This window comes from Geobacillus sp. YF-1, assembly GCF_052692335.1.
On record NZ_CP199850.1, the window covers coordinates 2,691,830 to 2,704,447 of the forward strand.

10 protein-coding genes are annotated in these 12,618 nt (G+C 49.3%); 2 read left to right on the forward strand and 8 right to left on the reverse strand.

The window, feature by feature from the left end:
• Window positions 1–170: 170 nt before the first annotated feature.
• Window positions 171–1,547 carry an argininosuccinate lyase gene (gene argH, locus ACTVIM_RS13380; protein WP_445612872.1) on the reverse strand — a complete coding sequence of 459 codons (1,377 nt, stop codon included), beginning with the start codon at window positions 1,545–1,547 and terminating at the stop codon, window positions 171–173.
• Window positions 1,548–1,596: 49 nt separating this feature from the next.
• Window positions 1,597–2,817, reverse strand: coding sequence for an argininosuccinate synthase (locus ACTVIM_RS13385; protein WP_445612873.1), 1,221 nt, complete (start codon window positions 2,815–2,817; stop codon window positions 1,597–1,599).
• 180 nt (window positions 2,818–2,997) lie between these two features.
• Between ACTVIM_RS13385 and ACTVIM_RS13390 the strand changes: the two genes are divergently transcribed.
• Window positions 2,998–3,330, forward strand: a complete 333-nt coding sequence (locus ACTVIM_RS13390; RefSeq protein WP_445612874.1) for a hypothetical protein — start codon at window positions 2,998–3,000, stop codon at window positions 3,328–3,330.
• A 263-nt stretch (window positions 3,331–3,593) separates the two neighbouring features.
• Here the strand turns inward: ACTVIM_RS13390 and ACTVIM_RS13395 are convergent, their stop codons facing one another.
• The 4 genes from ACTVIM_RS13395 to ACTVIM_RS13410 form a co-directional block, all read right to left on the reverse strand.
• Window positions 3,594–4,700 carry an ArsR/SmtB family transcription factor gene (locus ACTVIM_RS13395; protein WP_445612875.1) on the reverse strand — a complete coding sequence of 369 codons (1,107 nt, stop codon included), beginning with the start codon at window positions 4,698–4,700 and terminating at the stop codon, window positions 3,594–3,596.
• Between the two features lie 24 nt (window positions 4,701–4,724).
• Window positions 4,725–5,921: an ATP-grasp domain-containing protein gene (locus tag ACTVIM_RS13400; protein WP_445612876.1), complete on the reverse strand. Its 1,197-nt coding sequence runs from the start codon at window positions 5,919–5,921 to the stop codon at window positions 4,725–4,727.
• A gap of 48 nt (window positions 5,922–5,969) precedes the next feature.
• A complete protein-coding gene (locus ACTVIM_RS13405) occupies window positions 5,970–7,172 on the reverse strand; it encodes an MFS transporter (RefSeq protein WP_445612877.1) in 1,203 nt (400 codons plus the stop codon).
• Between the two features lie 423 nt (window positions 7,173–7,595).
• Complete coding sequence (locus ACTVIM_RS13410) at window positions 7,596–8,108, reverse strand: MogA/MoaB family molybdenum cofactor biosynthesis protein (protein ID WP_445612878.1); 513 nt, start codon at window positions 8,106–8,108, stop codon at window positions 7,596–7,598.
• A 313-nt stretch (window positions 8,109–8,421) separates the two neighbouring features.
• On the opposite strand from ACTVIM_RS13410, the gene ACTVIM_RS13415 reads away from it, so the two are divergent.
• The gene (locus tag ACTVIM_RS13415) at window positions 8,422–9,924 is read left to right on the forward strand and encodes a response regulator transcription factor (protein WP_445612879.1); all 1,503 of its coding nucleotides are present in this window, start codon (window positions 8,422–8,424) and stop codon (window positions 9,922–9,924) included.
• 153 nt (window positions 9,925–10,077) lie between these two features.
• Here the strand turns inward: ACTVIM_RS13415 and ACTVIM_RS13420 are convergent, their stop codons facing one another.
• Both ACTVIM_RS13420 and ACTVIM_RS13425 read right to left on the reverse strand, forming a co-directional pair.
• Window positions 10,078–11,226, reverse strand: coding sequence for a hypothetical protein (locus tag ACTVIM_RS13420; RefSeq protein WP_033023472.1), 1,149 nt, complete (start codon window positions 11,224–11,226; stop codon window positions 10,078–10,080).
• Window positions 11,227–11,240: 14 nt separating this feature from the next.
• Window positions 11,241–12,386, reverse strand: a complete 1,146-nt coding sequence (locus tag ACTVIM_RS13425; RefSeq protein ID WP_231559853.1) for a DUF6114 domain-containing protein — start codon at window positions 12,384–12,386, stop codon at window positions 11,241–11,243.
• Window positions 12,387–12,618 lie beyond the last annotated feature (232 nt).

Sequence of the window (12,618 nt, forward strand, 5' to 3'; positions counted from 1 at the left end):
CATCGCTATGATAAACAACAGCCGCTTCCCTGCCACACGATAGGTTGTATCTTTCTTGAAGGGAGAGCACCTTTTCGGTCAGCCCCCTTGCCTCATCGCTATATAAGTACCCAGCTGTTTCTCTGTCACACGATAATTGTGTCTTTCTTAAGGGGAGAGTACCTTTTCGGTCAGCCTCCCAATCGTTCTTTCGCTTTTTCAAGCGCGGCAAGCACTTCCGCGAACCCGGTGCCGCCGGCGCTGTTGCGGCGGTTGACGGCCGTGCGCGGATTGAGGGCGTCATAAATGTCTTCCTCAAACAGCGGCGATGCTTCTTGATACACCTCAAGCGGCAAATCGGCCAAAAAGACGCCTTGTTCAATGCAGCGCAAGACGAGCTTGCCGACGACCTCATGCGCTTCACGGAACGGCACGCCTTTGGCGGCCAAGTAGTCGGCGAGCTCGGTCGCGTTCGAAAAGTCTTGTTTCGTCGCCCGCTCCATCACATCCGCGCGCACGTTCATCGTTTCAATCATGCCGGTGAAAATTTTCAGCGACCCGATGACCGTCTTCACCGTATCAAACATGCCTTCTTTATCCTCTTGCATATCTTTGTTGTAAGCAAGCGGCAGCCCTTTCATCACCGTCAACAAGGCCATTAAGTGGCCGTACACGCGGCCCGTTTTGCCGCGGATGAGCTCGGCCATGTCCGGGTTTTTCTTTTGCGGCATGATGCTGCTGCCGGTCGCGAACGCGTCATCAAGCTCAATGAATTGAAATTCCTGGCTTGACCAAAGGATAAGCTCCTCAGCGAGCCGCGACAAGTGCATCATAAGCATCGAGCTGTTGCTTAGAAATTCGATGATGAAATCGCGGTCGCTCACGGCGTCCAAGCTGTTTTCGTAACTATCGGCAAAGCCCAAAAGCTCGGCCGTCCGCTGCCGGTCGATCGGGAACGTCGTGCCGGCGAGCGCCCCGGCGCCAAGCGGCGACTTGTTGATGCGCTTTTGCGACTCGGAAAACCGCTCATGGTCGCGTTCCAACATCCAAACATACGCGAGCAGATGATGGGCGAACGAAATCGGCTGCGCCCGCTGCAAATGCGTATACCCCGGCATGATCGTTTCGACATGCTTCTCGGCTTGAGACACAAGCGCCCGCTGCAGCCCGCGGATGAGGCCGAGAATCTCTTCGACGCGCTTGCGCAAATATAGATGCATATCGGTCGCCACTTGGTCGTTCCGGCTCCGTCCGGTGTGCAGCTTGCCGCCGACCGGACCGATGTCGTCAATCAACATTTTTTCAATGTTTAAATGAATGTCTTCATACGCGACGGAAAACTCGAGCTCCCCCCGCTTCGCTTTTTCGAGCAGGCGCAAAAGCCCGCCTTTAATTTTTTCGACGTCGTCCGCCGGCAGAATGCCGCACTCGCCGAGCATCGTCACATGGGCGAGGCTGCCTTCAATATCTTCTTCGACGAGCTCTTGGTCGAACGGGATCGACGCACCAAACTCGTCGACCCATTCTTCCGCTGTTTTCGTAAACCGTCCACCCCAAAGCTTTTTCACGCCTCACGCCGCAGAGGAATGCGACTTCCTCCTTCCTATTCCCGATGGTTTATTGGCCGGTCGACACCGACGCTTTGTTTTGTTTGTTCACGATGCTGTTGACTTTGGTCGGCAAGCCGTACAGCGAAATGAAGCCGACCGCCGCTTGATGGTCAAATTCATCTTCCGACGTGTACGTCGCCAGTTTTTCATCATAGAGCGAGAACGGCGATTTGCGCCCTTCAACGATCGCATGGCCTTTAAACAGCTTCACGCGCACGACGCCGGTGACGTTTTTCTGCGTTTCTTTCAAAAACGCAACCAACGCGTCTTTGAGCGGCGAGAACCAAAGGCCGTTGTAAATGACTTCAGCGATTTTTTGCTCGATGAGCGGTTTGAAATGGGCAACTTCCCGCACAAGCGTCAAATCTTCCAGCTCTTTATGCGCTTTAATGAGCGTGATCGCCCCCGGGCATTCGTACACTTCGCGCGACTTAATGCCGACGAGGCGATTCTCAACATGGTCGATGCGGCCGACGCCGTGCTTGCCGGCGAGCGCATTCAGTTCCAAAATCAATTGGGCAAGCGGGTACGGTTTCCCGTTTAACGTCACCGGCACGCCTTGTTCAAAGCCGATCTCGATGACATCCGGCACATCCGGCGCGTCCTCAAGCGAAGCCGTCAGCTCGTACGCCTCTTCCGGCGGCGCGGCCCACGGATCTTCCAAAATGCCGCATTCGTTGCTGCGGCCCCATAAGTTTTGATCGATCGAAAACGGGCTGTCCAGATCAACCGGGATCGGAATGCCGTGTTTTTTCGCGTATTCGATTTCTTCCTCGCGCGACCAGCTCCATTCGCGCACGGGGGCGATGACGTCCAAATCCGGATTGAGCGCTTTGATCGACACTTCAAAGCGCACTTGGTCGTTCCCTTTCCCCGTGCAGCCGTGGGCGACCGCCACGGCGCCTTCCAGCTCGGCGATTTCAACGAGTTTTTTCGCGATGAGCGGACGCGACAGCGCCGAGACGAGCGGATATTTCCCTTCATACAGCGCATTCGCCTGCAAAGCGATGAGCGCATAGTCGTTCGCAAACTCGTCTTTGACATCGATGACGTACGATTTGATCGCGCCGACTTTGAGCGCTTTTTCTTTCACGAAATCAAGATCTTTTCCTTCCCCAAGGTCCAGGCAGCACGCGATCACATCATACCCGCGCTCCTGCAGCCATTTAATCGCTACCGATGTATCTAAACCGCCGGAATAGGCCAGCACCAATTTTGGATTTGCCATGGTCGTTCTCCTCTCCTGTCACATAAATATACTTAAATATAAATAAATATTCAAACCGGATACATTAATCACTTTATCAGCTTTCCGATGATTTTTCAATACTTATTCAACGAAAAGCATAAAAATTCCACTCCTAGTTCTGTCACATTTTAGTATAATGGAGAAAAGGGAGGGGATCAGATGAACCATCGATTTGTCGATGACGCGCGACTCGGCATCCGCGTGCCGCAGTTGGATAAACATTGGGACGACTACAGCGCCGAGGAACAGGAGGCGATTTTGCTCGAGTGGGAAGCGATCCGCGGCTTGATCCCCGACCGCATCGCGACGCTGGAGCGGGAAATCAATGAAAAGCAAGACGCGCTCGGCCGCGAAGCCGATTTTGCGCGGTCGTGCCAGCTCAACGCCGACATCGCCGAACTCGCTTCGATGGTCAACGATTTGTGGATTTGGTACCGCACCGTGCCATCCGTTTCATCGCTCACCGAGAAAAAACAGGGCAAAAACCCATGACACACCATCACGAATGAGTGCTAATGCCGTTCGATGTTCTTTTAGCGACGGCAGACAAGCTGCTTTTCACGATGCGAGCGGAACTGGAAGAGAAGGAAACAGATGTGGCGGATTCCGCTGCGATGACATTCCCTTGATGACTCCCTCTACGCCGCTCCGCGGCAAAATCCAACGCTTCATCCTTCGCAATCAAGAAAGGGAAAAGTCCATCAAGGCCTAACCGACCAAGAGGATGCCCCGGCAACGGAGCATCCTCTTGGCCGTTATGTCTCATCGTTTTCGATGCCCAAAATTTTCTTTACAGCGGAGCAATAGCTCCTCACTTCCTTTTCGTTGATCTCATAGAGGTGATAACCGTTTTCTTTTCGCTCTATGATCAGATTGGATTGTTTCAGGATGTTTAAATGTCGTGAAACAGTAGGAACGGTAATATTTAACTGATTGGCCATCTCTTGTGACCTTATTTTTTCTTCATTCGCAATCAATGACAATATTTTCACCCGAACAATTTCAGACAATGATTTCGCAATATCAGCAACATACTGCAGCTGTCTCTCATCGTATCGGATCTCCAGCCGCTGTTCGTTGAAAGAAATCTCTTTCCCGTCTAGATAATGCTTGATATCATAAACAATATGAAGTTCACCAAGTCCCCAAACGATAATAAATTTCGGTGACACAAAATAGGATGGATACAATTTGATCAACTTTGTTTCTTTTGTTGGAAACTGTTCCGGGATTGGATAATCGTACAATAATTTTCGAACTATTTTATCAATCCCAGACTGCCTGAGTTCCGCTCTCAATCGTTCATTCGCTTGATCCCAGAGAGGGGACAGGATCGATTCAATATGAGCGTAACATTGCTGATAAAAACGTTCCCAAAGAGAAGTTAACTCCTGCAAATATTGCTCATAGTTCTGTGCAAATTCCAACTGTTCATCATTCACAACCCCGCCCAACGACGTGATTTTTGAGCGAATGTCATCGAACGGAGAAGCCAATTGCGTCAGATACATCTCGATCTCTTTTTCAGACAAGTATCGACCAAATAAATAATACAAAAACTCATATCGAGACACGCGATCGATATACGCCATGAGTTGAGAAAAGGTATGAGGAACAGGCAAATCAACCAAAAATTCGGCGAGCTGTGCTCCGTACTCATACCGACCGTAAAACTTCTGCAGCAACGATGCATTTTCGCGAAAAAACTCCTCAAAACGAGCAACAGGAAAAGGAGGGGCACCATCCATTTTTCCCGATGAAATGTAGCACTTTCTTAAACACGCCATCATTTCAAATAAGGACGAGATCGAGAGTTCAACTTTACAACGATGGTTGACTTCCTCTATTGTGTATACAGCCATTCGACATCCCATGCCTTCTGTTTTTTATTCATGAACAATTTCACACTTCAACTGATCAACAAAATTGTCGCATAACCGTTGGCATTCTTCAACTGTTGATGAGCAAACAATAACATGGCCCGAGCGAGTATACGAGTCCACCGTTTTCCTTATCCGATCCCCGACTCGATAATAGATGGCCCAATCTTGAATATATTCTCGATTGACCTCTGTACCAAGAGAAAGTTGTCGCAACACCCCTTCTGGAAACATCAAAAACTTAACAAGGCTTGCCTTTTGATAAATCGGTTTTTCAACAGGTGGCATCTCGTTCATATAGGATAAAATACCTAGCTCATACTGGTTGAAACCAGAGGTTAATTGATGTAAATAAGGGATAAAATCACCTCCTGGTCTCGTGTGCATTTCAATTACCACGGGCCTGTCCTCTTCCACATCCCATTTCATCTCAATATGCCCCGGTCCATACTGAACATTCAACAAATGTAACGCTTTCATCACTACTTGTTCAATCCGCTCGACTTCCTGTTGTCCCAGTCTCGCTGGCACCATATGCCCAGTCTCAATAAAGTGAGGTTTCCCAGTCGTTTGTTTTTCGGTGATTCCTAAAATAAAGTGCGTTCCTCTCCAAGATACCGTCTCCACACTATATTCCGGACCGTCAATATAAGGCTCCAAAATCCACTCGTGAGAATGGTCTTGATTTCTCTTTAACCATTTTTCCCACTCCTGTTGATTGGAAATATAATCGACCGCTTTACTTCCAAATCCGTCAAGCGGTTTGATGATGGCTGGCCTTGAATACGGAAACTGTTTAGGAAGAGCAGATCCCTTACCACTTACAACGTCTAATCGCAATTCTGGATCTTTCGACAAAATCCGACGCATCCTTCCTTTATCCCTCGTATTTACCACCGTTTCAAGCGAATTGGTTGGTAATTTCATCCTTTCACTAATATAAGCAGCTGTCTCTAACCCTAATTCTGTAAAACTTACGACAAGCTCTACGGTCTGATAGAAACTCATGATTTTCTCTACAGCGTAAAACACCTCTGTTTTCTCCGCAATATCACGAACATAAAATACGGCCTCAGTCAGCTGCGCTATTTCCTTATCAATGCTTGAGTGCCGATCTGTCACAATAATAGGTTTGAGTCCACATTGAAACGCTGCTTCTGCTCCATAACGGCTTGCCCCTAAAATGATGATATATTTATCCATATACAATCCCCCATTCCGTTGTATTTGTCTCAACAAATAACAAATCCATTATCTCCAGTCCTTTCTCCCTACTTGATTTTTACTTGTGAAGAAAGACATGTTTCTATATAGCAGGCGAAACAAATAACCGCCCAAAATCACAATGCCTATTATGGCTAAGTAAAAAAAGGTTTGCTGTCCGACGTACTGATACAAATTCAAACCAACGAATCCACCGATCGATTCCCATACTCCCCAAAGTACACCGGATATTCCGAAGGCCCATGAAGAACTTAACATTCCCTTTTTTTCTATGAGCTGATGATCAATCATAGGAACCCAAATGATTTCAGCCATGCTGAACAAAACCACGCTAACAAAGATGATCCAAAAATGATGGGAAATCCACAACAAGAAATAAGAAGCAACGATGAGCACCAAGGCCAGCGCGTACCAATACTCCATTTTCCATTTTGGCTGTATTTTTGGATAGAAACCTTGAAAAACAATAATCGTCATCGCGTTCACGGTAAAAAACAACCCAATCGTTTTTCCTGAAAAATGTTGAGAAACGACAACAGGGAAAGTTGTAAATAGTTGTGTGTACAAAAACCAAAATAACCCTGAAAAAGCAATAAATCTTATAAAGATAAAGAAATGGGGGTCCGATCTGCTGTTTTTAACGAATTGTACGATATTGATTCCCTTCTCCGCATCCTCGCTGGTGATGCGGGGCAACAACAACGAAATCCCCCCAGCCAAAACATAACAAACGATTGCCGCCATGATCGTACTAGAAGAATTCCAATCCAATAACCACCCGCCTAGAAAAGGACCAATGGAAGCGCCAACGTTAACAGCGATGTTTAATAAGGCAAACGCTCGCAGTCTCTCATTTTCCTGTAATAAGGAAATATGTGTTTTCAAACTTACATTGTAAAGCGAAGTCGAGATGCCCAATACCAATGCGATCAAGAATAGCAATGGATAAGAATTAACGATTGTTAACATCGTTAACAACAGGGCGGCTCCCCAGAGTCCAATGATCAGACTGTTCTTAATCCCAAACTTGTCGACAATTCCCCCAACCAACATATTCCCTGCCTTCGATACAAATGTAAACGCCGCCATGATGAAACTGGTTTCAGTAATATCCAGGTCTTTCATTTTCACTAGCCATAATGAAAGCAGCGGAACATACACAAAAAAGCCAATGGAATTGAACACCCTGATGCCAAACGTTAAAATTCCCTCATTCACCTTAGGAAACATATGTACCCCTCTCTTACTTAATTTTATAATTGTGTAATTGCGCAATTGTGTAATTTCATGAAAAATAGTACTACCAATCGATTTTTTTGTCAACTGACGAAAATAAGATGTATGTGAGATTCACTCTATAAGGCCAGTGAAAGACAGATGTTATCTTTGATCGATGAGTAAACATTTGAAAAAAGGTCGATGTGAACAGGTGGTTCTATTTGGGAAATGATGCCTGAAAGCGGCAGGATGCATTACGTCACCGCCTCCTTAGGGTGCACAGGATCATAGGGAGGCTCACTCTTCATGTTGACTGGATAAGGAATACAATCCGAACATAGGGAGGGGACCATCTTACACTACGAAAATGGAAATGTCACATAGCGATATACATGAAAAAGGTGTCCCGTTGCTACGGAGACACCTTCATTTCCCTCACCGGTCTTTCCGAATCTCTCTTATAACATGCCCGAGTTCCGGCAAAATGAGTTTCGTCATCGCCAGGCGTACCGCTCCGGTGGAGCCGGGGGTGCAAAAGATGGCGGTGTCTATCGCCACGCCGGCGACGGCGCGCGACAGCATGGCGGCGGCGCCGATGTCTTCGGTGTAGCTGAGGAAGCGGAACAGCTCGCCAAAGCCGACGAGTTCTTTCTCCAGCAGCGCGCTCACCGTTTCGATCGTCACATCGCGCTTGGCGATGCCGGTGCCGCCGTTGGTGAGCACCGCGTCGACATCAAGGCGGCGGCAGCCGTCGAGCACCGCCGCGCGAATGGCCGCTTCCTCGTCTTTTACAATTTCATAGCCAACAACGTCATGACCGGCCTCAGTCAGCAGCTCGATCATCAGCCGGCCGCTCCGGTCGGTTTCCTCAGTTCGCGTGTCGCTGACGGTGATGACTTTGCAGCGGACGGTTTTCGGGGCTTCTCGTTTATGTTCGGTCGTGCTCATCCGTTCGCAATCCCCTTTCCTTTCTTTGCCTCTATCGTACACAACAGAGATACGATTGACAAACCATTTGTATTATAATAGACAGAATTGTTATAATATTATTAATAAAGAACGTTTTAATAAAAGGGGCACTCCACAACCATTTCTCTTATCGCCAAAATGATTGAACCCGTTTTTCTCTCCAGACACAGACCTATTCGACCAACAAGCCCGGTTTTGTCCGAAACGATGGATAGACAAGAAAGAGCGATTTCATCTTTCAAACCAAAAACAAGGCAAAACCTATCCGAAACCAGTTAAGGAGGGGAACCGAATGAACTTGCGCCTTTCAAACCGATTGGATGCCATTTTGAAAGAAGGGTGGAATACGCTCGAACATCACCGCGAGAACATTCTTTCAGCCTGGCTAGACAAATGCGAGGAACTGGAGGACAAGCAGCACGCCGCCGCCCACCCCTTGCGACTTGCCATTGAGGCGTTCTCTTCACAATGGGACCATCCGATAAGTGATATCGCCGAATGGCTAGCGACGTTTCGCCGCGAATGGGAAAAACGAAACGGGAAGCTGTCGCCCAACCAGTCGACCGTCATTTTATCGATGATGGAAAACGCGGCTCACGAAGTCATTCAGTCGGGGGACGTTATGGACTTTCGCGTTCATCAAGCCATTCAGTACGTTTTTTTGAAACTTCATGAGTCCGTTACCGCTCCTGATTGTGCGGAGTTCGATTTAGAGCAGTTTCTTGAGCAAACCGTTTCATCCAAGCAGCTGCCGATCACATGGATTGCCCAACTGGCCAGAACAGCCGACGGCGGCTTCATCGTCGCCAAATGGTATGGAAGCGTGGCTGATGCCCTTATCGACAACACGGTGTGCGGAGAGACGATTTTCGCCTTATGTGAACGCATTCTTTGCCACATGGATGTCAGCGAAACGCGATTGATCCCACTCCCATGGGGGGACGATCTTTTGCTTGTTTGTACCGAAGGGGAAGATCGGTTCGTCATTCCATTTCTGCTTCACGCTCTCGAACAGTTTCATGCTGCTCAAAAGGTTTCCATCCGTACGAAAGAGCAACAGCTTTGGAAAGACGCGGTGTTGTTGTTTGACCAATGGATCATGCGAGCCAAAACGCTGCATCAAGCCATTGAATACATTTCAACCGGGTTTGTCGCCTACTTGCCATTTGAACGATGTGCGCTGTTCGCCTATTCCAGCATTCATGAAAGCGGATTCGGACTGTACGGCTATCAGCTTGATAATCATGAAATCAAAAGCATTCATGAACACATTGATCATCTTCCTTTCATTAAACAATACATTCAACGACTACAGCTGCTCGGTCGCCAAATGACAAACGTACCACCGATTTACGTCCGCCATGCGGAACAAGGATTGCCGATGAAATACGTTCAGCAGTTTCAACTTGAGTCAATCGTCATTGCCCCGATGTATGCCCCCTCGGAAAATCGGCTCATCGGTGCTGCCATTTTGGATTGTGGTCCGAAGACCGCTTTTGAATTGTCCAATGGCCTCTACACAGCGGTAATGAAATTCGGCCAAAGCGCGGGGGAAATTTTAGCTAAATGCAGCGGCGGCCGCCCAGAGCTTGTGCAACCGACCCCGCACTTATCGCCGCGAGAAATCGAAGTATTGAAACTGGTCGCCGAAGGGGCGTCGACCTATGAAGCGGCGAAACGTCTTCATTTGAGCGAGTATACGGTGCGCGACTACGTGTCGGCGATTTTGCAAAAAATGAACGCCAAAAACCGGACGGAAGCCATCGTCAAGGCCATCCGCGACGGAATCATTTAAGGCAACGGCGGCACCTTAGACGCGTGACGAACTCCCTACGGCCCCGTTTCGATCCGTCTTCAAGACAGGGGCAATCCCCATCGTACATTCAAACGGATATGGCCTATATTGATGAAACAAGGTGTCCCGCTCCTTCCGGGACACCTTCTTCTTCTATGGAGTCACTTCACCATCTGTTTTCGGCGAAGAAAGCGGTACGTCGGAACGCCCAGCTGCGCGCTCCTCCCGGGTGGCCGGTTTCCGTTTCACCCATTCCTCAACCGCATTGAGTCGCTTCTCGAACTCGGTCACCGTTTGGCTCCAAGCGGCTAGGGCTTTTCTCTCTTTGTCGAGCTGCTGTTTCATGTCGTCGAGCGATGAGCGCAAAGCCGAAAGAATGTTCATCGCGTTCGATTGTTCCCCAAGCCGCAGTCGCTTTGCGACGTATGAAGCGGCTTTTTCCCATAACCCATCTTGTTCATTCCATTTTCCTACGTCTTCACTAAGAGCAGCGCTTTGCTGTTCGAGCATTTGTTTCCACTCTTGAAAGCGCATCACCACCGCTTCATATTGTCTTTGTTCTTCACTCCCGGCTCTCTGCTCTCCCGCCATAGCTTGTTCAAGCGATTGGAGGGAAGCGGAAACGGCGGTTTGTTTTTCTTCCATCGCCGTCCATTCGTCCGTCCTCGACTCAACCCGCTTCCTAAGCGTAGGGATATCCGTCTGCAGCGTCTTTACCATGTAGGCAGCGCTGTCGGTTCCTTGCTTTTGCTCATCAAGCTGCCAAACGAGCCGTTCGGCTTCTTGGGCGAGATCCGTTTGTTCGAGTGCGCTTCGCTCCGCTTGCATCATCGAGGCGCCGGAAAACGAGGCTGACAGCGACATATCAGGAAGGGCGAGGCGCGAAGCCGTCATTTTCGTCGCCACCAATGTGACGTCTTTCAAACATTGCTTAATCGGGAAGCCGTCGAAGCAAAGACCGCCAAACTTTAATTTCGTTACATCCAGTTTCATCCAATTGGCTTGCGCCGTTCCTTTCGACTGAATGGACAATCGAATCGTTCCTTGCGGCGTGTCGATGGCCCGTTCCATAGATAATCCGCTGATGTCGGTTTGGATGAAAGCAATGGGAAGTTTGCCGACGATCACTTTCGGCGACCCAAGAACAATGCCACCTAAGTCCAAGAGGCCCACCACTTTATCGGCATGAATGACAAATCCCTGTTCTTCACTCACAGCGAGCGAACGCGCCCCGCCAAGCGGTAGGCAGAGAAAAAGCGCCAAAGCGAGAAGCGCGGTTTTCCACCATTTGCTTGCCTTCATTTGCATCCCCCCTTTTATCCTGTCATTGTTGATGAGCGATTGGAAAGAGGGGAAACGGGAGGAGGATAGTCGCTGTCCATCTCCCCCGCTTGCCGTCCGTTCCATGCCACCACCAATGCACCGCCCACCAGACCGATGACACCTCCGATGATCAGGCCGCCGGCCGCACCGACAAACGACAGAATGGAAGCAAGGATGAGAAAACTGCCGAATACTACATGGCTTTGCGGCTTGATGATGCTTAAAATCGCCAAAACCACCATTACTAAGCCTGTGACCAATCCGGCCCACATCAGCCCACTTCCAGGAAGCAGAAGCATGGGGAATACACTGATGCCTACCATCAAGACAAACCCTGCCCCTATCATCGCCAACACCGATCCTAAAACAGGGCGACGGCGGTTGACAGCAAGCAAATACCCGACAGCACACGGCAATATCCAACCGAAGGCATAGGATAACAGAGGACCGACGAAGCGGGCGGCGGTGCGGACAGACAAAAAGCCGTAATGGACAAAGGAAGCGACGATGATAGCCACGATTCCACCGACCACGACTCCCCGTACCGGGCGGCGGACAGACGTCCATGCTTGCCGCCAAGTTTCAGCGTTTCTCTTTTTCCAAGCAACGCCAATGACAACCCCAAGCAGCACAAAGGCGAGAATGACCGTCGTCTGCACCACCATTGGAATGGAGCGCACCCATGTTTGCCACGGTACCGCCCGCTCGGCGGCAAAAAAGGCGTTCAACGCGCAAAATGTGGCTAGGGATCCTCCAAAAAACAACCACACGTAATGAAACCGTGTACGAATGTATCGTCCTTGCCTTTCTTGTTTCTCGATGATGTCTTGGGCAAAAAAAGCGGCAAGCACACTGCTAGCTATCCCTCCCGCCGCAGCGCCGACCGTTCCAAGCGACACCCATTGGCTCCCACCTACAAGCATCCCCGGCAACAAAGCGGCCGCTCCGTATTTCACGCGGACGATCGCCGTTGGGCGGTTCGAAAAAAACGGGATAAGCAAGGAGAGAGCGACTGCTAGCAGCAGTCCCCCCAACAGCGCTCCGTTTCCTCCACCGCCAACGACGATTCCGCCGATAAACGCGCCCGTCAGTGCTCCGATGGTCGTCATTTGCCCGATTTCAACTAGCTTCCTCATCATCCCATCTTGCCTCCTTTACCTCTTTTTCGTTCTTTTTGGCTCATCATTAGCCTAAAAGGCTGGCAATTGAAGAGTCCGATTACCTCGCGCCACCGCTTCTCGGGATCGTTTCTCAAGTAGAAAAAACTGGCTGCATTATCCTTTATGTTCAGGCGCCGATCAAGGCAACCAGCGGTTTTTCACCAACCTTTTCAGGAGCAAGCCGCTTCCCCCCTCGTTTCTCAAATAGAAA

Excerpts from the sequence above, each read along its gene's own strand:
- ACTVIM_RS13420 (WP_033023472.1), bottom strand. The coding sequence starts at position 11,226 with ATGAAGGCAAGCAAATGGTGGAAAACCGCGCTTCTCGCTTTGGCGCTT.
- ACTVIM_RS13390 (WP_445612874.1), top strand. The coding sequence starts at position 2,998 with ATGAACCATCGATTTGTCGATGACGCGCGACTCGGCATCCGCGTGCCG.
- ACTVIM_RS13400 (WP_445612876.1), bottom strand. The coding sequence starts at position 5,921 with ATGGATAAATATATCATCATTTTAGGGGCAAGCCGTTATGGAGCAGAA.
- ACTVIM_RS13385 (WP_445612873.1), bottom strand. The coding sequence starts at position 2,817 with ATGGCAAATCCAAAATTGGTGCTGGCCTATTCCGGCGGTTTAGATACA.
- ACTVIM_RS13425 (WP_231559853.1), bottom strand. The coding sequence starts at position 12,386 with ATGATGAGGAAGCTAGTTGAAATCGGGCAAATGACGACCATCGGAGCA.
- ACTVIM_RS13410 (WP_445612878.1), bottom strand. The coding sequence starts at position 8,108 with ATGAGCACGACCGAACATAAACGAGAAGCCCCGAAAACCGTCCGCTGC.
- ACTVIM_RS13415 (WP_445612879.1), top strand. The coding sequence starts at position 8,422 with ATGAACTTGCGCCTTTCAAACCGATTGGATGCCATTTTGAAAGAAGGG.
- ACTVIM_RS13395 (WP_445612875.1), bottom strand. The coding sequence starts at position 4,700 with ATGGCTGTATACACAATAGAGGAAGTCAACCATCGTTGTAAAGTTGAA.
- ACTVIM_RS13405 (WP_445612877.1), bottom strand. The coding sequence starts at position 7,172 with ATGTTTCCTAAGGTGAATGAGGGAATTTTAACGTTTGGCATCAGGGTG.